Origin of the sequence: Subtercola boreus (genome assembly GCF_006716115.1) — a bacterium.
GTDB classification, from domain to species: domain Bacteria; phylum Actinomycetota; class Actinomycetes; order Actinomycetales; family Microbacteriaceae; genus Subtercola; species Subtercola boreus.
In genome coordinates, this window is record NZ_VFOO01000001.1 from 2,830,986 (window position 1) to 2,855,086 (window position 24,101).

22 protein-coding genes are annotated in these 24,101 nt (G+C 69.1%); 13 read left to right on the top strand and 9 right to left on the bottom strand.

The window, feature by feature from the left end:
- Window positions 1-23: 23 nt before the first annotated feature.
- Genes FB464_RS13225 through FB464_RS13235 form a run of 3 tightly spaced genes read right to left on the bottom strand, consistent with a single transcriptional unit; the run spans window position 24 to window position 3,276 of the window.
- Window positions 24-1,691: an FAD-binding oxidoreductase gene (locus FB464_RS13225; protein ID WP_116413442.1), complete on the bottom strand. Its 1,668-nt coding sequence runs from the start codon at window positions 1,689-1,691 to the stop codon at window positions 24-26.
- On the bottom strand, window positions 1,688-2,452 hold the full coding sequence (locus FB464_RS13230; protein ID WP_246093060.1) for a lysophospholipid acyltransferase family protein: 765 nt from the start codon (window positions 2,450-2,452) through the stop codon (window positions 1,688-1,690). The genes FB464_RS13225 and FB464_RS13230 overlap by 4 nt, the downstream gene beginning before the upstream one ends.
- A 53-nt stretch (window positions 2,453-2,505) precedes the next feature.
- Entirely contained in the window at window positions 2,506-3,276 is a 771-nt protein-coding gene (locus FB464_RS13235) for an SDR family NAD(P)-dependent oxidoreductase (RefSeq protein ID WP_116413441.1), read from the bottom strand.
- Window positions 3,277-3,359: 83 nt separating this feature from the next.
- On the opposite strand from FB464_RS13235, the gene FB464_RS13240 reads away from it, so the two are divergent.
- The 6 genes from FB464_RS13240 (at window position 3,360) to FB464_RS13265 (ending at window position 10,838) form a co-directional block, all read left to right on the top strand.
- Entirely contained in the window at window positions 3,360-4,175 is an 816-nt protein-coding gene (locus FB464_RS13240; RefSeq protein WP_116413440.1) for a hypothetical protein, read from the top strand.
- A complete protein-coding gene (locus tag FB464_RS13245) occupies window positions 4,172-6,514 on the top strand; it encodes an HAD-IB family hydrolase (protein ID WP_342780716.1) in 2,343 nt (780 codons plus the stop codon). The genes FB464_RS13240 and FB464_RS13245 overlap by 4 nt, the downstream gene beginning before the upstream one ends.
- Window positions 6,507-8,069 carry a lactate racemase domain-containing protein gene (locus FB464_RS13250; RefSeq protein ID WP_170151835.1) on the top strand — a complete coding sequence of 521 codons (1,563 nt, stop codon included), beginning with the start codon at window positions 6,507-6,509 and terminating at the stop codon, window positions 8,067-8,069. Before FB464_RS13245 ends, FB464_RS13250 begins: the two co-directional genes overlap by 8 nt.
- Window positions 8,069-8,761, top strand: a complete 693-nt coding sequence (locus tag FB464_RS13255) for a lysophospholipid acyltransferase family protein (protein WP_116413438.1) — start codon at window positions 8,069-8,071, stop codon at window positions 8,759-8,761. The genes FB464_RS13250 and FB464_RS13255 overlap by 1 nt, the downstream gene beginning before the upstream one ends.
- A 142-nt stretch (window positions 8,762-8,903) precedes the next feature.
- Window positions 8,904-9,701: a ferritin family protein gene (locus FB464_RS13260; protein WP_116413437.1), complete on the top strand. Its 798-nt coding sequence runs from the start codon at window positions 8,904-8,906 to the stop codon at window positions 9,699-9,701.
- 21 nt (window positions 9,702-9,722) lie between these two features.
- Window positions 9,723-10,838, top strand: a complete 1,116-nt coding sequence (locus FB464_RS13265) for a diacylglycerol/lipid kinase family protein (protein ID WP_142206701.1) — start codon at window positions 9,723-9,725, stop codon at window positions 10,836-10,838.
- A 48-nt stretch (window positions 10,839-10,886) separates the two neighbouring features.
- On the opposite strand, the gene FB464_RS13270 is transcribed toward FB464_RS13265, so the two are convergent.
- Complete coding sequence (locus tag FB464_RS13270) at window positions 10,887-11,333, bottom strand: nuclear transport factor 2 family protein (protein ID WP_116413435.1); 447 nt, start codon at window positions 11,331-11,333, stop codon at window positions 10,887-10,889.
- Between the two features lie 205 nt (window positions 11,334-11,538).
- On the opposite strand from FB464_RS13270, the gene FB464_RS13275 reads away from it, so the two are divergent.
- Entirely contained in the window at window positions 11,539-11,928 is a 390-nt protein-coding gene (locus FB464_RS13275) for a hypothetical protein (RefSeq protein ID WP_142206702.1), read from the top strand.
- 142 nt (window positions 11,929-12,070) lie between these two features.
- The gene (locus FB464_RS13280; RefSeq protein WP_116413433.1) at window positions 12,071-12,490 is read left to right on the top strand and encodes a hypothetical protein; all 420 of its coding nucleotides are present in this window, start codon (window positions 12,071-12,073) and stop codon (window positions 12,488-12,490) included.
- Window positions 12,491-12,578: 88 nt separating this feature from the next.
- Here the strand turns inward: FB464_RS13280 and FB464_RS13285 are convergent, their stop codons facing one another.
- Together FB464_RS13285 and FB464_RS13290 are read right to left on the bottom strand one after the other, a co-directional pair.
- A complete protein-coding gene (locus tag FB464_RS13285; RefSeq protein WP_116413432.1) occupies window positions 12,579-13,235 on the bottom strand; it encodes a response regulator transcription factor in 657 nt (218 codons plus the stop codon).
- A complete protein-coding gene (locus tag FB464_RS13290; protein ID WP_170151834.1) occupies window positions 13,232-14,758 on the bottom strand; it encodes a sensor histidine kinase in 1,527 nt (508 codons plus the stop codon). Before FB464_RS13290 ends, FB464_RS13285 begins: the two co-directional genes overlap by 4 nt.
- Before the next feature lie 121 nt (window positions 14,759-14,879).
- Between FB464_RS13290 and FB464_RS13295 the strand changes: the two genes are divergently transcribed.
- The 5 genes from FB464_RS13295 (at window position 14,880) to FB464_RS13315 (ending at window position 19,465) form a co-directional block, all read left to right on the top strand.
- Window positions 14,880-15,116, top strand: coding sequence for a hypothetical protein (locus FB464_RS13295; protein ID WP_116413430.1), 237 nt, complete (start codon window positions 14,880-14,882; stop codon window positions 15,114-15,116).
- A 128-nt stretch (window positions 15,117-15,244) separates the two neighbouring features.
- Entirely contained in the window at window positions 15,245-16,633 is a 1,389-nt protein-coding gene (locus FB464_RS13300) for an LLM class flavin-dependent oxidoreductase (protein ID WP_116413429.1), read from the top strand.
- Window positions 16,590-17,714: a methionine ABC transporter ATP-binding protein gene (locus tag FB464_RS13305; protein ID WP_246093061.1), complete on the top strand. Its 1,125-nt coding sequence runs from the start codon at window positions 16,590-16,592 to the stop codon at window positions 17,712-17,714. Before FB464_RS13300 ends, FB464_RS13305 begins: the two co-directional genes overlap by 44 nt.
- Window positions 17,711-18,472 (top strand): methionine ABC transporter permease, encoded by a 762-nt coding sequence (locus FB464_RS13310; RefSeq protein ID WP_116413428.1) that lies wholly within the window; start codon window positions 17,711-17,713, stop codon window positions 18,470-18,472. Before FB464_RS13305 ends, FB464_RS13310 begins: the two co-directional genes overlap by 4 nt.
- A gap of 78 nt (window positions 18,473-18,550) precedes the next feature.
- Window positions 18,551-19,465, top strand: coding sequence for a MetQ/NlpA family ABC transporter substrate-binding protein (locus FB464_RS13315; protein WP_116413427.1), 915 nt, complete (start codon window positions 18,551-18,553; stop codon window positions 19,463-19,465).
- Window positions 19,466-19,590: 125 nt separating this feature from the next.
- On the opposite strand, the gene FB464_RS20265 is transcribed toward FB464_RS13315, so the two are convergent.
- Genes FB464_RS20265 through FB464_RS13330 form a run of 3 tightly spaced genes read right to left on the bottom strand, consistent with a single transcriptional unit; the run spans window position 19,591 to window position 24,057 of the window.
- Window positions 19,591-21,750 (bottom strand): cation:proton antiporter, encoded by a 2,160-nt coding sequence (locus FB464_RS20265; RefSeq protein ID WP_116413426.1) that lies wholly within the window; start codon window positions 21,748-21,750, stop codon window positions 19,591-19,593.
- Between the two features lie 28 nt (window positions 21,751-21,778).
- Window positions 21,779-22,681, bottom strand: coding sequence for a glycerophosphodiester phosphodiesterase (locus FB464_RS13325; protein WP_116413425.1), 903 nt, complete (start codon window positions 22,679-22,681; stop codon window positions 21,779-21,781).
- The gene (locus FB464_RS13330) at window positions 22,678-24,057 is read right to left on the bottom strand and encodes an ABC transporter substrate-binding protein (protein ID WP_116413424.1); all 1,380 of its coding nucleotides are present in this window, start codon (window positions 24,055-24,057) and stop codon (window positions 22,678-22,680) included. The genes FB464_RS13325 and FB464_RS13330 overlap by 4 nt, the downstream gene beginning before the upstream one ends.
- Window positions 24,058-24,101 lie beyond the last annotated feature (44 nt).

The window sequence follows — 24,101 nt, forward strand, 5'->3', positions numbered from 1 at the left end:
GGCCCCCGCCGGGGCCTCTTTTTTCAGCGCTTGAGGATCTTCCCCGGGTTCAGGTTCTTGCCCGGGTCGACCGCCGTGAACATGCCCTGGATGAGGTCGGCGCCGGCCGGCGAGATGTCCTGCTCGGTCCACTCCGAGTGCTCCACGCCGACGCTGTGGTGGTGCGAGAGCGTTCCGCCCGAGTCGATGAAGGCCTGCTGGATGGCCGACTTCACCACGTCGTACTGCGCGAGCGGGTCGACACCGTCGTGGGTGAAGGCGAACGTGAAGTAGAGGCAGGCACCGGAGTGCATCGAGTGCGAGAGGTGGCACATGATCCAGCCGCTCTCGCCGAGCGAATCGTAGGCCTTGTTGGCGGCCGCGAAGACGTTGTCGTAGAGGGGCTTCAGTCGCGACCAGGGCGCGGCCGTCTCCGAGACATCCGCCGCCGCACCGCGGTCGAGCAGGAAGTCGCGGAGGTAGGGCGTGTCGAACTTCTTCTGGTCGTAGAGCGTGCCCGGGCCCTTGCCGAGGGTGATTGCGCCGTGCTTCTTCACGATGCTGCCAACCAGGCTCTTCTGGTGCGCGACGTTGGCGGCCGTGCCCTCGTAGCCGATGAACGACAGGCAGACCTCGTCGAGGTTCCAGCCGCGCTTCTGCAGGAAGGCGAACAACGCCTTCTGCACCTGGCCGCTGATGCCGTGGGATGCCTTCGAGGTCGAGAACGAGAAGGCGGTCTCACGGGCATCCGAGACCCGGGTGATGGAGGGGGCGGCGTCGCTCGTGTTGATGTCGTGCATGGCGGCGAGGCCGGACTCCCAGTCACGGAAGAGGTAGCCGATGACTTCGCGCTTCTCGGGCAGGCGGTGAACCTGCACGGTGGCCTCCGTGATGATGCCGAGGCGACCCTCGCTGCCGAGGATGGCCTCCCGCACGCTCGGGCCGGTGGCCGACGACGGGATGGGACGGACGACCAGCAGCTTGCCCGGCTGCACGACCCGCAGGCCCTTGGTGATGTCGGCGATGTCGCCGTATTTGTCGCTCTGCATGCCCGACGAGCGGGTGGCGATCCAGCCACCGAGGGTGGAGTAGGTGAAGCTGTCGGGCTGGTGACCCATGGTCCAGCCGCGGGCCTGCAGCTGCTCCTCCATGTCAGGGCCGAGCACGCCGGCCTGGATGACCGCGAGGCCCGAGTACTCGTCGATGTCGAGCACACGCGAGAGCCGGCCCATGTCGAGCGAGATGACGGTGCGCGTCTCGGTGGGGATCGGCTCCAGCGAACCGACGATGTTGCTGCCACCACCGAACGGGATGATGACAGCATCCGACGCAACGGCGAGGTCGACGATGCGCTGCACAGCGCTCTCGTCGGCCGGGTAGACGACCACGTCGGGTACGCGCGGGAAGGTGCTCGCCCGCACGCGGATCAGGTCCCGGATGCTCTTGCCGTACGTGTGCACGACACGCTCTTCATCGTCGACGGTCGAGAACTCGGGCCCGACGATCGTCGCGAGCGCCTCGAGCAGCTCGGCGGACGCCTCGGAGGCGGGGACGTCGAGCTCGGAGAAGGCCACCGGAGGGACCGGCTCACGCCAGACGTCGATGCCGACCGCGTTGACGACGAAGGGCGCGAAGCCGGGCTTGTCCTCGTGGTGGAATCCCACCCCTTCGACGCCCCAGCCCCACCATTTCATGTGCTTGACGTCGGTCATGCGGCTCCTTCACGGGGGTGCTCGTCGGAGTCGCCGGTGCTACCTGCGGAATCGACAGTGGGGTGATTGTGGACGTTCGCGCCGGTCTCGGCGAGGAACAGCGCGAACTCGGCCGCATGCATTTCGCGGACGACTTTCTCGATGCGGTCGTTGAAGTCGGTGACGTTCTCGCCCTCGGCGGCGATGAGCGGTTCGCCGAACCGCACACGCACCGGGGGTCGGCCGGGCACGGGCCAATTGCGGCCGCGCGGCATGGCCTGTGTCGCCCCGACGAGTGCCATCGGGATGCAGGGGATGCCCGCCTTGAGGCAGAGCGCCGCGGCGCCGCCCTTGAACGGGGCGATCGTGCCGTCTTTCGAGCGGGTGCCCTCGGGGAAGACGAGCAGCGGCACGCCCGCCTTCAGGAGCTTGCCCGTGAAGCCTGTCGATTTTGCGTTCGCGCTGCGGTCGACGGGAAAGGCGTTGAAGAAGAGGGCGGTGAGGCCCTTCCGCCACCAGACGTCGAAGAAGTAGTCGGCCGCGGCCGCAGCGGCGAGGTAGCGGGAGAGCCGCGAGGGCATCGACCCGAGGATGAGGGGCGCATCCAGGTGGCTGGAGTGGTTGGCCACCACGATGTAGGGGCCCTTCACGTTCTTCAGCAGCGCCCGGTCGGTGATGGTCACGTGGACCATCGACCAGATGACCGGCTTCAGCAGCAGGCGCTGGGCGACGAAACGGGCGCCCGCCTGGGCCTTCGAGGTGTATCTGTTGCCGAACTGCACCTGCTCAGCGTACCCACTCCACCTGCGGAACCGAAACGCGGCCGGAGGATGTCTCAGTCGTTGCGACTGGAGGAGATCTTTCCGGACGCCCAGCGGATTCCGCTCCGCGGAGCGTGCTTGATGACGAACATCAGGAACTGGAAACGGCGCGACGGTATCGAGAGCACCTTGCCCTTCTCCACGTCGCGGAGGCACGTCGCGACCAGTTCGTCGACGTCGACCCAGAGGAATTTCGGGATGGACGACTCCCGGATGCCCGCCCGGGAGTGGAACTCGGTCTTCACCCAGCCGGGGCAGAGCGTCGTGACCTGCACGCCCGAACCGCGGAGCTCGACGGAGAGCCCCTGGCTGTAGGAGGCCACCCACGCCTTGACGGCCGAATAGCTGCCCATCATGACGAACCCGGCCACGCTCGACACGTTCACGATCGTCCCGGAGCCGCGCGAGCGCATCGCACGCCCCGCTGCGGCGCCCAGCATGAGCACCCCACGCACCATGACGTCGATCGCCTTCTCGTGGGGTGTCGTGTCGACGGCGAGCAGGGAGGTGTGCACACCGAAGCCGGCGTTGTTCACCAGCATGCCGATGGGCGACGAGGCATCTTCGAGACGCGCGGCAACCCGCAGCACGTCGGCGCGGTCGCCGAGGTCGGCCGAGATCGTCTCGACCTCGATGCCGTATTCTGTGCGCAGCGACTCGGCCGTCTCGGCGAGCCTGGACTCGTCGCGTGCGACGATGACCAGGTTGTCACCCCGGTTTGCCAGTGCGCGCGCGAACGCCGCACCGATACCCGAGGTGCCGCCCGTGACCATTGCCGTAACCATGGCAATCACGATACGTGATGGCGACGAACCACCGATGCACTTTTGTATGAACGCTCACTTCCTCTGCCCGACCGGAGAACCCCATGACCTCTGACTTCGACATCCGCGAATACACCCGCACGGCCGCGGGCAGCCATGAGGCGACCCTGCCGCTCGCGGCGTTCGCCGAGCATCCGCTCACCGAGCAGACGCTGCAGACGCTCAGCTACCTCCGCGACCTCGAGGACTTCACGATGCACCACATGCGCGACGTGCTGGTGACCCCGAGCCACAAGGACGCCCGGCTCACCGCGTTCCTCGCGACCTGGGCGTTCGAGAAGTTCTGGATCGCGGATGCGTTCGACCGCATCATCGCCGTGCACCAGGACTTCACCCCCGCCACACACCGGGCCCGCTCGGGCGTCGTGCGCTTCGCCCGCGAGGCGATCGACCGGGTCTCACCGATCGTCACGGCCATCCGGTCGAACCTGATCGGCGAGGACATCATCGCCGGTCACGTCACGCGGGGTTACATCGACGAACTCGTCAGCCGGGTGGCCTACTCCCAGCTGGCGAAGAACGACCCGAACGAGGCGCTGGCCGAGGTGCTTACGGGCTTCCAGGCGCTCCGCGACAGGCATCTGCAGTTCTTCGAAGGCGAAACCGTCCGAAGACTGGAAGAATCGGTATCGGCTCGGAAGCTCACCAGGTCGTCGCTTCGGCGCTCGTGGGTGCCGACGGGCACGCACGAGCAACCGATCCAGGAGACCCGATTGATGATGAAGTACGTGTTCAGTGACGCCGAGGGGCGCGCTGGAGTCTCCACTGTCGACCGGGGCATCGACGCCCTTCCGGGCCTCAGGGGGCTGGGTCTCCTGGCGAGGGCGACCAGGCACTACGGCGTGCGGGCCACCGCGTGACCGCGCCGGAGACGTCGTTCAGCCCGCTCGAGGGCCAACACATCATGCTCACCGGCGCCACCGGCTTTGTCGGCCAGGCGATCCTCGAGAAACTGCTGGCGGACTACCCGACCACGCGCATGACCCTGCTGATCAGGCCGAAGGGTTCCCTCACCGGCGAGGCCCGGCTGAAGAGCCTGCTGCGGAAGCCGGTCTTCTCGAAGTGGCGTGAGCGTGTCGGCCAGGAGGAGGTCGACCGAGCGATGACGGAGCGCATCTCCGTGATCGAGTCGAGCATGGGATCGGTCGCGGGGCTCCCCGCCGACCTCGACGTCCTCATCCACAGCGCATCGACCGTGTCGTTCGACCCGCCGATCGACGAGGCCTTCAAGACCAACGTCGGCGGTGCCGTCGGCCTCTATGAGGCGCTGCTGGCCACCGGCAGCGACCCGCACGTCGTGCACGTGTCGACGGCCTACGTCGGCGGTATCAACAAGGGCACCGCCGTCGAGGCGAGCCTGAAGCACTCGATCCAGTGGCGTGACGAGATGGCTGCCGCACTGGCCGCCCGGGTCACCGTCGAGGCCTCCTCGAGGCGCCCCGAGGTGCTCCGCAAGATGATCGCCGACGCGAAGCTCGACAACGGCAAGGTCGGGCCGCATGCGGTCGCCGTCGCCGCCGAGATCGGCCGCACGGAGTGGGTCACGAAGCGCCTCGTCGACTACGGGCGCACCCGCGCGCAGAGCGTCGGCTGGGCCGACGTCTACGCCCTGACGAAGTCGATGAGCGAGCGGGTCGCCGAGGAGCTCTGGGCCGGCAACGGCCACCGTCTCTCCGTGGTTCGCCCCGCGATCATCGAGAGCGCCCTGAAGCACCCCTTCCCGGGCTGGATCGACGGCTTCAAGGTGGCGGATCCGCTGATCATCGCCTACGGCCGCGGGCTGGTGCCCGAGTTCCCGGGGCTGCCCGACAGCATCCTCGACATCATCCCCGTGGACATCGTCGTGAACGCCACCCTCGCGGTCGCGGCGAACCCGCCTGCTCCCGCCGACCCCAAGTACTTCCACCTCTCCTCCGGTGGCCGCAATCCGCTGACGTTCCGGGAGATCTACGAGAACGTGCTGAAGTACTTCCGCGCGAACCCGATCCCCGACGAGCAGCGCGGCCACATCCGCACTCCCTACTGGGACTTCCCCGGCGCCCGGGCGATCGCCCGCAGCCTCCGCACCGGCGAGCGCGCGAACAAGCTGCTGCAGCGCACCCTGCTCCGGCTGCCCTCCACCCAGACCACCCGCAGTTTCATGCGGCAGGCGTCCGCCCGGCAGACCGACCTCGAACTGCTCCGCGCGTACAGCGACCTGTACCAGAACTACACGCAGGCCGAGATCATCTACGACGACTCGCGGACGGCCGAGCTCAACGAGCAGTTGCCGCAGGATGCCCGGCAGACGTTCGGCTTCGATGCCACCGAGATCGACTGGGACCACTACCTGCAGGAGGTGCACTTCCCGGCGGTCACGACGCTGATGCGCACCTTCAGCTCCCGTCCCCGCGCGAAGGTGCAGGCCCCGAAGCCGCTTCCCGAGAACCCCGAAGCAGTCGCGTTCTTCGACCTCGAGGGCACCGTGCTCGCGTCGAACATCGTCGAGCAGTACCTCTGGGTGCGGCTCGCCAGCCTCGACCGCGCGAAGTGGCCGCAGGAGCTCGCGAACCTGTTCGGCTCGCTCCCCCGCTACCTCGCCGCCGACCGCCGCGACCGGGGCGAGTTCATCCGCACGTTCTACCGCCGGTACGAGGGGGTCGACGAGCAGGCGCTCCGCGACCTGATCCATGACACCGTCGGCGACGTGCTGCTGCAGCGGATCCGCCCCGAGGCCGTGCGCCAGATCCGCAAGCACCGTGAGGCGGGGCACCGCACCGTGCTCGTCACCGGGGCCATCGACGTGCTGGTGGAGCCGTTCGTCACCCTCTTCGACGAGGTCGTGTCGAGCCACATGCACTCGAAGGACGGCATCTGGACCGGGCATCTCTCAAAACCCCCGCTCGTCGACGAGGCCCGGGCCGCCTGGCTCCGCCTCTACGGCACGCGCGAAGGCGTCGACCTCTCGAAGTCGTACGCCTACGGCGACAGCATCGCCGACCGGTCCTGGCTCGAGCTGGTGGGGAACCCCCAGGCCGTGAATCCGGATGCCGCGCTGTTCCAGCACGCGACCCAGAAGCACTGGCGCATCCACCAGTGGAGCGACCACAACCACAGCCGGATCGACACCCTCGGCGAACTGCTGCGCGGCGACACCGTGCAGCGAACCTCCTCCATCCCGGCCCTCGGCCCGAGCCCGAAAGAAACCACCCATGAGTAGACCAGGCTTCGTTCTGAGCGTCGACGCGCAGACACCTCCGCTCGTCGTGTTCCAGGGCGAGAAAGTGCTGCTCGAGCGGCTTCCGATCGGTGCGAGCGTGCTGTACCCGCCCGAGGCACTGCAGGGCATCCGTTCGCTCGACGAGGCGATCGGCCGTGCGCTCGACAGCCCCGTCGACAGCGAACCGCTCAGCGCGCTCCTGACGCGCGGCTCACGCGTCACGATCGTGTTCGAAGACCTCTCGCAGCCGGTGACGAGCCGCACGGCTCCGGATGTCCGCCAGCGCGTCATCGAACAGGTTCTCGAGCGGGCCGCCCTGGCCGGCGTCGACGACGTCGAGCTCATCGCCGCCACCGGTCTCCGTCGCCGCCTCACCGCGCTCGACCTGCAGCGTGTGCTCGGCGAACGGGTCTACGCCTCGTTCGCGCCCGACCATGTGCGGAGCCACGACGCCGAAGCAGAGTCCCTGGCGACCGTCGGCGAACTGGCCGACGGCACCCCGATCGAGGTCAACGGTCGGGTCGCGTCGAGCGACCTGGTGATCTCGGTGCGGCTCGCGACAGCGGTCGGCAACGAGGGTGCGGCGGCCGTCGCCACCAAGCTGATCGGCGCGAGGACCGCCCGGGCGCGCGGATCGTTCGCGGCCCGGAGCGCGGCAGCTGCCGCCAGCGGCGCGGCCACGGATACCGATGCGTTCGACGGCCTCGTCGACACCATCGGCGACCGGGCCCGCGTCTTCACCGTCGACGTCACCCTCACCCCCGAGCCCACCGGCCCCGCCTCCGCCTTCCTCAGCAAGCGCGAGAAGGAGTGGAGCCTCACCGACCGCGCCCTCTCCGCCGGTCTCCAGGCCGCCACACGGGTGCTCCCGTCCCGCGCGCGGGTCGGTCTCGCGCAGGTCTCGGGCGTCGGCTACGGCGTCACGTCGGTCGTCGCGGGCAAGCCCAGCTCCGTGCATCCACTGACCGAGGCGTTCCTCGCACAGCAGCAGGTCGGCCAGTTCGACAGCCCCGCGGATGTCGCGCTGTTCGGCATCCCGAACCCGGGCTCCATCGGCTCGAGCCTGAACCCGGTGACGGCAGCCGCACTGGGCCTCGGCCAGATCTTCACCGGTTCGACGGCGGAGCCCGTGGTGCGCGCGGGCGGCACGGCAATCTTCTACCACCCGCTCACCCCGTGGTTCCATCCCCTGCACGACCCGGCCTACATCGACTTCTTCGCCGAGGTGCTCAGCCAGAGCATCGACCCGGCCGTGATCTCCGAGCAGTACGAGGAGAAGTTCGCCGCCGACCCGTGGTACCGGCACGTCTACCAGACGAGCTACGCGAACCATGCGCTCCACCCGTTCCACTCCTGGTACTCGGCGGCCCCGGCCATCGCGCACCTCGGCGACGTCATCTTCGTCGGCGGCGACCACGGCGCGACCAGACGCCTCGGCTTCAAGGCGGCCTCGACCCTCGCCGATGCGCTCGAAATGGCATCGGACTCCGTCGGGCTCAACCCGTCGATCACTTACGTGCACGGCGCACCGGTGAGCGTCTCCGAGGTCAGCTGATGCCGCGTCTGGCGCTCCGCCTCGCCGTCACACCGGCCGTGCACGGGCTCGAGCACGTCACGGAGTCCGACGGGCCGTTCATCTTCGTGGCGAACCACCCGTCGGCGCTCGACGAGGCGCTGGTGCGGGATGCCCTGCGGGGCGTCACCACGAGACTGGTCTCTGTGGCGGTCGAGCCCCGGGCCGGCATCCGCGGACTCGTCGACCACGCGTTCAGCCTCCGCTCGGCCAGCCGCCTCGGCACCCTGCTGAAGAGCGGAACGAGTGTGCTGCTCTTCGCCGAGAAGAACCGCACGGACGATGGATCGCTCGCTCCGCTCGATCTCGGGGCGGCCGCCCTCGGCATCCGCACGGGGGTTCCCCTGGTGCCGGTGTCGCTGCTCGGCACCTTCCGGGCGCTCCCGCCGTGGCGCACCACCGTGGAACCGGGGCGGCCCCGCGTCTCCGTGCTGTTCTCCCGACCAATCCGCGCGGGCTCCGGCGACGAACTCTCCACAGTGACCGACGAGCTCGCCCAGGCGATCTCCACCGGACTGGCCGAGGAATCACGAGGCTGGTACGGTGCTCTCCGGTCGCAGGCCGACGGAGCAGCTCCTGCCGGGTCCGACGGGCAGCCCGAAGCCGGCTGGCGGCGGATGTGGAAGGCGACTGCGACACCGACCGGACCCGACAGACGCCGAGTGTGGCAGTAGGAACCGAGCAGTTCAGCCAGTGTGGCAGCAATTGTCAGATTCACCCCGCACAATAGTTAAAACCCCACCCGCCAGAACTTGGCACTTTTCAGAAACAGGAGGATGAGGAACCGCCCGGTGACGGGCACATCCTCAAGCGCCCATGGCCTTCGACATCGACAACTACACGAAGACTTCGAAGAACGTCGCCTGGGAAGACCTCGATTTCGAGACGTTCCGAACGAATCCCCTGCCGGAGGACACGCTGCGCGTGATCCGCTACATGGCCGACGTCGAATACCACACCGTCTGCTACATGCGTGACATGCTCGTCACCCCGTCGCACCGCGACAAAGACGTGACCGGGTTCATGACGATGTGGAACCGCGAGGAGTTCTGGCACGGTGAGGCCCTCGCCGACGTGCTCCGCATGCACAACATCGAGCTGGAGTTCGACGAGCTGAAGTCGAAGCGCCTGAAGCTCGGCTGGAAGGACCGCATCGATCCCGTGAAGCAGTCCGTGCTCTCGAACCTCGTCGGCAAGGACTTCATCGCCGTGCACATGATCTGGGGTGCCGCCAACGAATGGTCGGCTGTCGCCGCCTACAAGCGCCTCGCCGAGATCGAGGGCCACCCTGTGCTCGCCGAACTGCTGAAGCGCATCGCCATGCAGGAGGCCCGCCACGTGGCGTTCTACGCCACCCAGGCCCGCGAGCGCCTCGGCAAGAGCGTCCTCGCCCAGAAGTTCGCCCGGTTCGCTCTCGGCAAGTTCTGGGGACCGGTCGGATCGACGATCATGGACCAGACCGAGGTCAAGCATGTGATGGGCCACATCTTCGGTGGCATCGACGGCCGGAAGGCCATCAACGCCATCGACGCCCACATCGCGAAGATGCCCGGGCTCAAGGGCCTCACAATCGTCGCCGACTCGCTCGACGGCCACGGCATCGCCGCGGTCTGACCCGGTGAGCTGAGCGCCGACGTGTCCGCTCCGGGGGGAGTATCGGGAGAGGCCGCACGGCCGAGGGCCGCCATCGTCTACAACCCGACGAAGGTGAAGGCCAAACGGCTCCGCGCCATGGTCGAGGCGATGGAGGCCGAGAAGGGCTGGGCTCCGTCACTCTGGGCCGCCACGACGGTCGAGGACCCCGGCCACGACGCGGCGCTCCGCCTGCTGGAGTCGGCGCCCGCCGTCGTGATCGCCGCGGGTGGCGATGGCACGGTCAGCGCTGTCGCCCAGGCGCTCACCCACCAGGAGGTGCCGCTCGGCATCCTCCCGACCGGCACGACCAACCTCTTCGCCCGCGCCCTCGGGCTGCCGCTCGGCGTCATCGGCCTTCCGTTCGTCAACGCGCGGAAGGCGCTGCGTGCGGCGTTCAGCGAGACCGTGCGCACGGTCGACGTGGGCCGGGTGGATGCGGTACTCGAGTCGGGCGAGACGATCAGCCGCGCGTTCACGGTGATGGCGGGCATGGGCGTCGATGCCCAGATGGTGGTGAACACCTCGCCGAAGGGCAAGGACACTCTCGGCTGGACCGGGTATGTCGGCGCGATCCTCGACTCTTTCGTGCGCAACCGGCGGTTCGACCTCAGCTACACGCTCGACGGTGTCGCACTGCCCGAGACGCCCGCGCACACGATCGTGCTCGGCAATGCTGGTGTGCTGCCGGCGGGCATCCGGATGATCCCCGGCGCCCTGATCGACGACGGACTGCTCGACGTGGTGGTGCTGAGCCCCCTCGGGGCCGGCGAGTGGGCACGGGCCATCCACTGGTTCTGGCGCACCAACACCACCTACCTTCCGCGGAAACCCGACGCGCGCGCCGCTGCCGACGGCTCGGCCCCGGTGACGACCTCGTCGGTGCGCCACGCGCGGGCGACCGGAGTGACCTTCGCCGTGACCGAGGCGCAGGACTTCGAGATCGACGGGGAGCACCTCGGCCGGGTGTTGTCTGCCACGGCGTGGATCGAGGCGGGGGCACTTCGCGTGCGCGGCTCGGTCGGCGGCGTTGCATCGTCTGCGTCGAGCCAGCCCGCTGCCGAAGCGAGCGCCGCATCTTCCCGTTCGGGAGGAACACAGCCCACGTCAGCCGAATAGGGCGGCACATCGGCTGAGCTCCTCCCGAATGGGAACGGGAGCGCACCGTCAGGCGAGCCGCGTTCCCTGATGGAAGACGCAGCGGAAACCGGTCTCCGACTCTCGCCAGATCGAGGAGCGGCGGGTCAGGCCAGAGCCGCTTCGCAGCAGGTAGGTGAGCAGGTGGAGCTCTGGGGCGAGAGATTCGACCCGCGGGTCGGAGAACTCGTGCGCATCCAGCGTCGAGGACATGTCGAGGGTCGCGAGCGCCGCCACCATCTCGGGCCGCGACCACAGGCGCCCGGACTGCCCGATCTCCCGGAACTCCGGGTCGAGAAGCTGATCGACAGCCACGGGGTCGAGCCTCACAGCGGGGTCCAGAAGCCGCCGCTCGCAGTCGATCACGGCCTGCTCGACGTACTCGGCACGCGTCAGCTCGTCCACGTCACCCGCGGCAGCACTGCCCCTCGGCCGGGCCGGCGACTCGTGCGCCGGGAGCTCCCCACGTTCATCCATCGATCAACCGTACGTCGCGGTGGGCCGACGCCGCCAGTCCCCCACCGGGGTCACAGCACTCGTTCGGTGGACACCGGAAGGGGTGTCGCACTGAGACCAGCGACCTAAGAACATTCTCACGATCCGGGTGCGACACCCGCGGCGGCTTCGGGGACAATGGAAGGCAGGCGACCGCACCACACACGACCGTTCATCGGAGGAGACCATGACCGCTCGGCCGAGGCGCAGGGTCGCCGGATGGATGATCGGCGGCGCCGTAGCGGTGGCCGCGGTCGTCGCAGGCGGGACTCTTGCCGCCAGCGCGCTCCAGGTGCGCGATGAGAGCGGCCGGCCGACGGGCATCAGCGGGGTGATCGTGCAGGTCGACGAGTCCGGTACGGCTGCGTCGCCCGGCACAGCCGGGCCGGGCGTGACGCCGACGGCGGTGCCGACATCCGCGTCGACTGCCCCGCCGACGACCGACGATCCCTCGGCCTCTCCCTCCCCGACCGGCGCGACCACCGTTCCCGATCCCGTGCCCGTGGTCGTCGACGACCACGGCGGTCAGAACGGGAAGAGCGGTGGCGGCGGCGGAGGGCACGGCAGTGACGGCTGAGGGCAGCACGCCTCTCCCAGCCGCAACCTAAGAGGCCTCTCACCGTGAACTTGGAGGCAGCTTAGAACCCGTCGTCAGACTGAGGACATGGCAAATGCCAGTCACCACTCGCCGCTTCTGCGGCAGACGAAAGGTAGTCATCATGTCCACTCGCACCTCCCGGCGCACCGCACTCCTCGCGACCGCTGCTGTGGCCGCCGCCCTGGTCGGCGGCAGCGTGAGCCTCGCCGCATCCGCGCAGGCCGCACCCCTCACCACGTCGAGTTCCGTCGGCCAGCGTGTCGGTGACGACAACGCCCACGCCGACGACAACGGCGGGCTCCGCCACCACGGCCGCGGGGCCGACGACGCCGCCGGCCACGTACGTCACGGCGGCCACGCCGAACCCGGCGACGACAAGGGTGTGCACGCGGCATCCACTACCGTCTTCACCACTGCCGCCAGCACGGGAGTCGCCGCAGCCGACGACCACGGACGTCGGGGCGGCCACGCCGAACCCGGCGACGACCGCGGCGGTCGCCACGGTGGCCGCGGCAACGACGACGCACCCGGACACCACTGACCGGCACCGCACGCCAGAGGCCCCCGACGTCACAGCGACCCGGGGGCCTCTGGCGTGCTGCCGTCACCCGGTAGGCGCCGTCTCCGGGTCAGCGCAGCCGGTACCCCATACCGCGCACGGTCTCGATGCGGGCGGCGCCGACCTTCTGGCGGAGGTAGCCGACGTACACGTCCACGACATTCGAGCCCGGGTCGAAGTCGTAGCCCCACACCCGGCTGAGCAGCTGCTCCCGGCTGAGCACCTGGTCGGGGTGTCGCAGGAACTCCTCCGCGAGCGCGAACTCGCGCGCGGAGAGGTCGACGAGCTGGCCGCCGACCCGCGCGCGGCGGGAGAGCAGATCGAGTTCGAGGCCCGGAACCGAGAGTAGGGACGGCAAGGCCGTCGCGGATTCCGCAATGCGGAGCCGGATGCGCGCCAGGAGTTCATCGAAGCGGAACGGCTTCGGCATGTAGTCGTTCGCCCCGCCCTCGAGGCTCGCGAGCACGTCATCCGTGGAGGCTCGGGCGGTCAGGATGATCACCGGCAGCTTCAGGCCCGCAGCACGCAGGCGGCGCGTGACCTCGTGGCCGTCGAACCCGGGGAGGCCGAGATCGAGCACGAGCAGGTCGAAGTCGCCGGTGGAGGCGAAGTCGAGCGCGTCGGGGCCGGTGCGCACGATGGTCGTGGCGAATCCCGCCGACTTCAGGCCCTTCTCGATGAACGAGGAGATACGGTCTTCATCTTCGGCGATCAGGATGCCCGTCATGGCTGCTCCTCGCGGTTCGGGGTGGCTGGCGCGCTGGCCGGCAGCACCGGCAGCACCGGCAGCACCGGCAGCACCGGCAGCACTATCGTGAACCGGGCGCCGACCCCCGGCTCTGACTCGAGTTCGACCCGCCCGCCGTGCGCCGCGGCGATGTTCGCCACGATCGCCAACCCGAGCCCGGAGCCCCGCAGACCCCGGCCCTTCGCCGCCGGACCCCGCTGGAAGCGATCGAAGATGCGCGCCTGGGCGTCGGTCGCGACACCCGGTCCCGAATCGGAGACCCAGAGCCGCAGCTCCCGGGCAGCCGGGTCGACCGCGCTGCCGAGCTCGATGCGCTGCCGGGCATCCGGAACCGTGGAACCGCCGTGGGTCACGGCATTCGCCGCCAGCTGCAGCATCGCCTGCGTGAGACGGTCGGCGTCGAGGGGGGTCACGACGTCGGCACGCGCGACCACGATCCACTGCCTGTCGGCGAGGGCGCGCGCCTTGGCGTGGATGCGATCCGTCAGCTCCCCGACGTCGACAGGGGCGAGTTCGAGCGCCTGGAGTCGACCGGAGTCGGCCAGCTGGGTGAGGCCCTGCACGAGTCCGCTCATGCGGTCGACCTCGTCGACAGCGAGGTCGCGGCTGGCGACCACGTCGGCCGGGTCTCCGGTGTCCATGAGTTCCAGGTGGCCGCGCACGATGGTGAGTGGGGTCTTCAGTTCGTGGCCGACGTCGTCGAGCAGCCGGCGCTGGTCGTCGAGGGCGCCCTCCAGGCGGTCGAGCATCCCGTTGACTGTCGTGGTCAGGGCCGACACGTCGTCGTTGCCCCGCACCGGTATGCGCTCGCGGAGGTCGGATCCGGTGATGCGGTTCGCGGCATCGGTGAGGGAGCGGATCGGGCGGAGCAGCCGGCCCGCCACGAACCAGCCGACCAGCGCGACGACCACCAGTGCAGCCGCGGCAACCACCGCGTAGGTCGTGAAGGCCCCGGTCAGCGGCGCGAGTTCACGGTCGAGGTCGACGGCGATCACGAAGACGCCGGTGCGAGCATCCGTCGAGACGGTGACCGGGGCCGCGATGTAGCGGAGGGTGCCGAAGTCGGCCGGAGTCGCCGGGCCGGGATCGAACGTGCCGCGCACGACCCCATTCGCCCCGGTCTCCCGGGTGACGCGGTCGACGAGCGCGGCGCTCCGGTCGAGCCGGAAGTCGACGCTTCCGCCCGGTGACAGCGCGGCGACACCGTCGATGATCGCGAGGCTCGACTCGTTCGCTCCGGGCCGGAGGCGCTGGATGATCGCCGTCAGCGCCTCGTCGAGAGTGCCGGCCGCAGACTCCGTCGCCACGGACTGCGCATCGGCGACGAGCGAGGCGAGCCGGTCATCCACCGCCGACAGGATGCGTTCGCGCTGCAGGAGGTAGGCGGTTCCGCCCGCGGCGACCATGCCTGCCGCCGTGACGAGCAGGAGGGTGGCGAGGATGCGCACGCGCACCGAGACGCCGAACCCCGCCGCCCGCTGCGGGATCGGGGAGTCGGCCATCTGCCCATTATGGTTCGCGTGACGCGGCGCGGGGCGATCGGGGCGTGAGAGTGTTCTTATCGCGGGCGGCGCGCGCGCAAGGGGTGTCCACCGCCCGGATGCGCCGGGTAGCGTCGGGGACATGAACGCATCAGACATCCGCTGGAACGACGAAGCCCGCGCCAAAGTCCTCTCCGACTCCGACAACGTGCTGCGTGAAGCCGTGGTCGACCTGAACGGGAGCATGCAGGGCAAGCCCTCCGACGAGATCTACGCCGCCCTGAACGAGCGCCTCAAGGACCGGTTCATCGACTACGAGCCCGGCCCGGATGTGCGGAAGTACGCCGACGCGATCGCGGCCGGCCAGATCGAGGCGTAGCCGGGCTCTCTGCCTCGTTGCGGAGAAGCCTCACCTGTGGGAACAGGCATTTCTGGACCCAGTCTGAATTGTGACGCCATGTAACGCGGGGGCATGCACGCGGTCGCGTCGTCGCTCAGTATGACTACATGACCAAGCAGATCCGCTTCAATGCCTTCGACATGAACTGTGTCGCCCACCAGTCGTCGGGCATGTGGCGCCACCCCCAGGACCAGAGCTGGCGCTACAAGGAGCTCTCCTATTGGACGGAGCTGGCGAAGCTGCTGGAGCGCGGCAGGTTCGACGGCATCTTCATCGCCGATGTGCTCGGCACGTACGACGTGTACGGCGGGTCGAACGAGGCGGCGATCCGGCACGGTGCGCAGGTGCCGGTGAACGACCCGATCCTGCTGGTCAGCGCGATGGCAGCGGTGACCGAGAACCTCGGTTTCGGCATCACCGCCGGCACGGCCTACGAGCATCCGTACCCCTTCGCGCGCCGCATGTCGACGCTCGACCACCTGACGAAGGGCCGCGTCGGCTGGAACGTCGTCACCGGCTATCTGCCGAGCGCTGCCCGCAACATGGGCCACGACGACCAGCTCGAACACGACGACCGGTACGACGTCGCCGACGAGTACCTCGAGGTGCTGTACAAGCTGTGGGAGGGCTCGTGGGAGGACGACGCCGTCATCCGCAACCGTGAGACGGGTGTGTTCACCGACCCATCGAAGGTGCACGAGATCGGGCACTACGGCAAGAACTACACGGTCCCGGGCATCCACCTGTCTGAGCCGTCGACGCAGCGCACGCCCGTGATCTACCAGGCCGGGGCCTCGCCCCGCGGCATCCAGTTCGCCGCCGGCAACGCCGAGGCGATCTTCGTGGCCGCCTCGACGAAGGCGGGGCTGAAGGAGACGGTCGGGAAGATCCGCGACGCGCTCGAAGCCGCCGGCCGCGACCGGTATTCGGCGAAGATCTACACGCTGCTCACGATCATCACCGACGAGACCAGTGAGAAGGCCCACGCCAAGCACCAGGACTATCTCTCCTACGCCAGCGAAGAGGGCGCCCTCGTCTTCATGTCGGGCTGGATGGGCATCGACCTGTCGCAGTACGACCTCGACGAGCCGATCGGCAATGTGAAGAGCAACGCGATCCAGTCGGCCGTGGCGAACTTCCAGGGTGCGAACGAAGACGGCGGCGAGTGGAAAGTGCGCGACATCGCCAAACTCGGGGCGATCGGCGGGCTCGGCCCGTTCATCGTGGGGTCGCCCACCGAAGTGGCCGACCACCTGCAGGAATGGGTGGAGGACACCGACGTCGACGGCTTCAACCTCGCCTACGCGATCACGCCCGGCACGTTCGAAGACGTGGTCGAGTTCATCATTCCCGAACTGCAGGCGCGCGGCGCGTACCCGACCGAGTACGTTTCGGGAACCCTGCGGAACAAGCTGCACGGGCGTGGCGACCGCCTGCCCTCGGAGCATCTCGGTGCCCAGTACCGGGTGGGCCAACCCGTCTCCGTCGGGTCGTGACCTCGTGATCGCGCTCGAGAAGCTCACGAAGGTCTACGGGCAGGGTCCGTCGGCGGTCACCGTGCTCGACAACCTCGACTTCAGCGTCGCCGCGGGCGAGATCTTCGCGGTCGTCGGGCCGAGCGGGGCCGGCAAGTCGACCCTTGCACAGTGCGTGAACCTGCTGGAGCGGCCCACCTCGGGGTCGGTCGTGGTGAACGGCGAGAACCTGTCCTCGCTGTCGGAGGAGAAGCTCCGGATCGCGCGCCGCCGCATCGGCACGATCTTCCAGTCCGACGGGCTGTTCAGCCGGCGCACGGCCGCTGCGAATGTCGCTCTGCCGCTCAGTTATCTCGGTGTGACGGCGCGTGAGTCGAAGAAGCGCGTCGCCGAACTGCTCGATCGGGTCGGGCTGACTTCCCGTTCCAACTACTACCCGCACGAGCTCTCCGGCGGCCAGCGCCAGCGGGTCGGGATCGCCCGGGCCCTCGCCCTCCGCCCCACGATCCTGCTCGCCGACGAGGCGACCTCGGGGCTCGACCCCGAGTCGACGACCTCGATCACGACCCTGCTGAAAGAACTGCGCGACGACCTCGGCCTCTCCATCTTGTTCATCACGCACGAGATGGAGACGGTGCTGAAGGTCGCGGACTCCGTCGCGCGGCTCGACCACGGGCACATCGTCGAGTCGGGGCGGGTCGTCGACCTGCTGCGCGACGCGTCGTCGCCGCTCGGGCGCGCGCTGAACCCGGTGCGGGTGCCGCTCGTCGGTGCTTCTGACGAAAACGCCTGGGTCGTCAGCTACACGTCGTCGGAGGTGCCGACCGACTGGGTCACGCGCCTCTCCGGCACCCTGTCGACACCGGTGTCGCTGCTCGGCGCGTCGATCGAGACGGTGAACGGTTCGGTCGTCGGCAACGCGACGATCGGGCTGCGGTCATCAGACGCGGCGGCCGTCGTGGCTGCGGCTGCGGCGCTGGGTCTGGATGCCCGGCCGGGCGTCCACGGCGTCGAAGCGTCGCCCGGGAAGGCGGCCGACCGCGCTCCCGGGAAGGCGGCAGACCGCACTCCCGATCGCGAGCCGGCGGAGGTCGCAGCATGAGCGTGCTCGCGAACAACCAGGTGCCGCTGGCCGACATCCCCGCCCTCGTCCTGCCCGCGCTCGGCGAGACCCTGATCATGGTCGGCATCGTCATGGCGATCGTGGTGGTGGTGGGCATCCCGCTCGGTTCGATCATCCACAACCTGGCTCCCGGCGGGCTCTTCGAGAACCCGCCGCTGCACCAGGTGCTGAGCTGGATCGTCAGCATCGGGCGATCGCTTCCGTTCCTGATCCTGATGGCGTCGATCGTGCCGTTCACGCGGTTCATCACCGGCACGAACATCGGGATCGCGGCCGCCGTCGTGCCGATGTCGATCGCTGGGATCGCGTTCTTCACGAGGATCGTCGAGAACTCGCTGCGGAGCGTTCCGCCGTCGCTGGTGCGCGTGGCGAAGGCCTCAGGCGGGTCGCGGCTGCAGATCATCCGCACCGCGCAGCTGGCCGAGGCCGTGCCGTCACTGATCGGCGGGCTCACGATCAACACCATCGCGATGATCGAGTACTCGGCCATCGCGGGCACGATCGGGGCGGGCGGCATCGGCTACGTGGCAGTGACCTACGGCTACCAGCGGTTCGACAACACCGTGATGGGCGCGACGATCATCATCCTCGTCGCGACCGTGGCGCTGGTGCAGGTCACCGGCGACCGGCTGGTGCGAATGACCACGCCGCACGCGGCCACGGCCGGCGGGCGGCGGTACGCCCGGCGTATCGCCCGGGCCGACATCGAGGCGGCGAACGCGGCTTCGCCGGCTTAGGCGCGCGCTTCCCCCCTTCTTCTGTTCTCCCTCGTTTCTCCTTCTTTTCTCACAGCATCCACGAGAGGTACTACCCCCATGTCTGAAACACCCTCCAACAGCACCGACCCCGACTCCGAGCTCGGCTTCGAGCTCAGGAAGCGCCGCCGCTGGCCCTGGGTCGCGGGCGCCGCTGTCGTGGTCGTCGGCGTCGCCGCGGCGATCACCATCCCGCTGCTGACCCCGTCCGCCTCGGCGAACGACACCGCGGGTGCGACGCTCTACGTGGCCACGGCCGAAGGCAACTCCTCGGAGCAGGCGCTGGTCAACTACGTCGCCGCGAACGTTGCGCCGAAGTACGGCATTACCGTTCAGTTCAAGGGTCTCAGCGACAGCAACACGATCAACCGAGCGGTGAGCGACGGTGAAGTCGCCGCAACCGTGTACCAGCACAAGCTCTGGCTCGGCCAGGTTCTCGAGTCGAACCCCGACTTCAAGGAGGAAGCGGCGACGCCGGTGTTCCGCTGGGGCTTCGGGCTCTGGAGTGACAAGTACACCGACGTCTCGCAGATCCCCGACGGCGGAACGATCTCGCTGTACTCCGACCCCGCCAATGAAGCGCAGGGCCTCTGGATCCTCGACAGCGCGGGCCTCATCACGCTGAAGCCGGGCACCAGCAAGGGCACCGCGACGCAGGACGACATCGAGTCCAACCCGAAGAACCTGAAGTTCACGCTTCTCGACTTCGCGGCCCAGTCCCGGTCGCTGCCCGACCTCGACGCGGCCGTCGGCTACACCGAGTACTACCTGGCGGCGAACATCCCGATCGCCAAGCAGATCTTCGCGCCGCAGGCACCCGACGAGTTCGCCGGCCAGCTCACCATCGGCTCGGACTTCAAGGACTCCGACAACATCAAGAAGCTCGTCGCCGCCTTCCAGGACCCGGCCGTGCAGAACTTCCTCGCCACCGACCCGTCGGTAGCGGGCATCCTGCTCCCCCTATCGGCCAACTGACCCCGTCCCCTCTCCCCCTCCCCCTCTTTTCCAATCGAGTGGGCGGTTTGGTCCCTTCCCGCGCGATTTTGGGGACCAAACTGCCCACTCGATTGGGTTTGGGGGGGCGGGGGCGGGGGTGGGGGTCAGGCCGTGGGGTTGCCCTGGAGTTGGAGGGCGATCTGCTCGGCGTCGAGGGCGGAAAGGGCGGCGTCGAGGGTGTCGGCGTTGAAGGTGCCGTCGTCGCGGGCGTCGAGCAGCACGGTGCGCTTCGCCGCAATGAGCGCGAGCGCCTGCTGCTTCGGGGTGCGGGCGGCGGGCGGCGCGGTGCCGTCCGGCTCGTCGGGGCCGTCGTCGTCGGGCACGTCGCCGGAGCTTCCCGAGCTGGTCGTCGTGCTCGCCGCGGCTTCCGGATGATCATCCAGCGCCGTCTCGGCGAGGAGCGCGAACAGGCGTGCCCGTTCGTCCTGGGCGAGCTCCTCATCGGGAGGGGTGAGCTTGAGCATCCGGATGACCAGCGGCAGCGTCCCGCCCTGGATCAGCAGCGACAGCGCCGCAACGACGAACGCGATCAGAACGAGGAGCGAGCGGTTCGGGGTGTCCTGCGGGAGCGTCTGCGCCGCGGCCACCGTGACCGCGCCGCGCATGCCCGCCCAGACGACGACGGCGCCCTCGCGCCAGCCCAGCGGCGCCTGCACGAGGTAGTCGATGTCGGCGAGGGTGCGGGTGATGCGGGTGGTGAAGCGGGTCATGTCCTCGACGGTCGGTGGCCGACGCCGGCGCAGCTGCCGCCGGCGCAGCTGCCGCCGGATGCGCTGCTTCGCGCGCCTACTGAGGTCGGCGCGGAGGGCCCCGTCGGGTCCCTGCACGCCCGGGCCGTAACCCGGCCCGCCCTGCGCGAAGCCGGGGCCGCCCACAACGGCGCCCGGCGCCCAGCCTGAGCCGGGGGCCTCAGACGCGTCGGGGCCCTGCGACGCGTCGGGGCCCTGCGACGCGTCGGGGCCCTGCGACGCCGATACATCCTGCAGCGCGGCGGGATCGTGCGACCCGGCGGGACCCCGCAGCGCGCCAGGGCCCTGCAGCGCGGCGGGAACCTCCGATGCGGCCACTTCCCGCGGCGCGGCGACGGCTTGCGCAGCACCGGAGTCGTCGGCCGCAGCCGCGCTGACACCCTGTCCAAGGGCACGCCACTGCTCCGCGCTCTGCCCCGAACGGGCGGCCTCGATCATCCCTGACGCCCGGGCCGCCGCAGCCGCCGGGTCGGAGAGCACCGACTGCATCTGCGTCAGCCGCGGTTTCATGCTCGCCGTGCGTTCGGAGCGTCTCTTCAGCCCCCGCAGCAACGGCGCGACGTAGGCCGCACGCACCAGCACGGTGAGCAGCAGCGCGCCGAGCGCGATCAGGAGAGTCGGCCCGACGCCCAGGCGCTCCTCCCCCACGTCGGCGAAGATCGACGAGAGTTCGAGTCCCATCAGGAGGAACACGGCGCCCTCCAGCACCATCTCGACGGTGTTCCAGTTCTGGGTGTCCGACTGGCGGCTCTGCGGCGACAGCACCCGCGGCCCGAGGCGGCCAGTCACGAGTCCGGCGACCACCGCGGCGACCAGACCGGAGGCGCCCAGCAGCTCAGCCGGGATCGACGCGAGGAACGGCACCGTGAACGAGATCACCGTACCGACGGTCGCATTCTGGATGCGCGCCCGCACGAACAGGTTCAGCCGGCCGACCACGAACCCGAGCGCCGCGGCGACCACGACCGCGAAGGCGAACGAGCCGATCGTGCCCCAGAGGGAGACGGAGGCGGCCGCTCCGGCGATGGCTGTGCGCAGCAGCACGAGGGCTGTTGCATCGTTCAGAAGGCTTTCGCCCTCGAGGATCGCAATAGCGCGGGACGAAACCGGAGATTTCTTGGCGATCGAGGTGGCCACAGCATCCGTGGGGCTCACGATCGCGCCGAGGGCGATGCCCCACCAGAGACCGAGGCCCGGGATCACCCAGGCGAAGAAAAGCCCGAGCACCACCGACGACGCGATCACCAGGACGATCGACAGCCCGCTGATCGCGGCGAACTCCCGGCGGAAGTTCATGGCCGGCATCGACACCGACGCCGAATAGAGCAGCGGCGGCAGGACGCCCGCGAGGATCAGCTCGGGCTCCACCTGGAACGCCGGCACGAACGGCAGGAAGCTCACGGCGATCCCGAGCGCGACGAGCACCAGCGGCGAGGCCACGCGCACCTTCGGCCCGAGCAGGGCGGCGCCCGCAATGCCCAGTAGCGCGAGCACCCCCGCGATCAACAGTTCCATCACGACACCAGACTGTCACGTCGCGGACTCAGACCCCCGCTGGACTGACCTCCAACCAGGTCACGAGTTCCTGGGGCCGGTTGGTGATGATCGCATCCACACCCGCCGCCACGGCGAGCTCCCACTGTCGGGGCTCATCGAGCGTCCAGGGCGTGACCGACAACCCGGCCGCCCGCAGGTCTGCGGCGAGCTCCGGATGCTCGACCAGCAGCAACCCGTAGGGATTGCATCCGGCGGCACCCACCTCGCCCAGCAGCCGCACGAGCTCCGTCGTCGCAGCCGCTGCTGCCGCTGCTGCCACTGCCGCTGCCTCCGCATCGACCGCACCAGGCAGGGTGCCCGTCACTGCCGCAGAACCCATCCACTCTCGCCGGGCGGGCAGCCCCGGCAGCTCGAAGACGAGCAGCTCGAGCCGGACATCCGGGGCCACCGCCCCCAGCGCCCGCACCGTGTCGACATCGAAGCTCTGCACGACCGTGCGCGCCACCATCCCGGCGAGACGCACCTTCTCGAGCTCCGGGGTGAGCGAACGCTCCTCCCAGCGGCCCTTGAACTCCAGGAGCCACCCGATGCGCGGGTGCCGGGCGGCCCAGGCGATCAGGTCGTCGAAGGTGGGCACGCGGACACCCGCGAACGCCGGGCCGAACCAGGTCCCGGCGTCGGCAGAGGCGAGGGGATGAGCATCCGACTCGGCGACCAGTCCGACGAGGTCGGTCGTGCGGTCGAGGCTGTCGTCGTGGATGACCACCGCGACCCCGTCGGCCGTGAGCTGCAGATCGACCTCGATGGCGTCGGCACCGGCCGCGAGGGCGGCGTCGAACGCAGCGAGGGTGTTCTCCGGGGCGACCGACGAGTTGCCGCGGTGAGCGACGACCCGGGGAGCGCTGACCCGGGGAGCGCTGACCCGCGGGGAGATGACCCGCGGCGTCACAGGTAGGGCACCACGTTCTGCTCGTACGACGTCGTGATGTCGGCAGACGCCTTCGGGAACACGTCGGCGGCCGCAGAGTTCTGCAGCATGATCTGCTCGAGCGCCGTGGTCAGGTACTTGTCGCCCGACGGCACGAACGAGCGCGCCCAGTCCTGCGAGCGCGCATTCTTCAGCTGGTCGACCGCGGTACGGAACTGCGGCTTCTGCGTGTAGATCGCACTCATCGTGGCGCCATCCATCGCCGAGGTGCGCACCGGCATGTAGCCGGTCGCCGCCGAGAACGTCGCCGTCTGTTCGGCGTCGGTGAGGTACTTGAGGAACATGCCGGCCGCGAGCTGCTGCTCGGGCGTCTTGCCCGACGGGATCGCCATGCCCGTGCCGCCCGTCGGCGTGAAGGCGCCCTTCGGGCCGGCCGGCAGAAAACCGGTTCCGACGTCGAACGTCGACGACTTCAGGATGCCTGTCAGTGCACCGGTCGAGGCAACGGTGCAGGCGCTGAGCCCGGCACCGAAGTCGGCCGCCGAGTCGGTCGCCGACACCGTGGCGCTCTTCTTCTCGTTGATGATCGCGCGCAGGTACTCCCCCGCCTCGAGGGTCTCGGGCTGGTCGAGCTTCATGGTCCAGTCGCTCGAGTAGGCGCCGCCCTTGCCCCACATGATGTTGCAGAACCACCACGCGGCCCAGGAGGTGCCCTTGCCGATGCCGAGCGGCGCCGCGCCGTTCATCACAGCGCTCAGTTTCGGAGCCCACTCGTCGAACTCGTCCCAGGTCGCGGGGGCGCGGTCGGGGAGGCCGGCGGCGCTCCAGAGCGACTTGTTGTAGTAGAAGAGCGGAGTCGACCGCGCGTAGGGCATCGCCCAGTGGCTGCCGTTGTACTCGTAGTCGCCGTAGAGGGTGCTGTTGAAGTCGTCGGTGTTCGCGTCGAGGTGCGCGGCGAGGTCGTCGAGCGGGATGATCTGCTGGTTGATCATGTAGCGGAACCACCACACGTCACTCGCGCCGACCAGGTCGGGCACGCTGTCGGTTCCGGATGCCGCCTGGAACTTCTGCGCGATCTCGTCGTAGTTCGCCCCGGCCGTCACCATGTTCACCACGATGCCGGGGTTGGCCGCCTGGAAGCCGTCGATGATGGCCTGTTCTGTCGCCATCGAGTTGCCGGGGTGGTTGGTCCACCAAGTGATGGAGGAGGCGGGCTTGATGTTCGTCCAGTCCTGGGCCGGGGTGGCGGAGGCGGCTGAACCGACATCGCCGCCAACCGAAGGCCCGGCGCAGGCGGCGAGGAGGGCTGTTCCCGAGAGCGCGGCCCCGAAGGCCAGCACGTTACGGCGCGTCACGCCGTTGGGGAAGGCAGTCGAGAGGTCGAAACGAGGCGTCATGGTTCTGTCTTTCTGAAAGTGGGGCGGGTTGGGGAGAGGGGGCA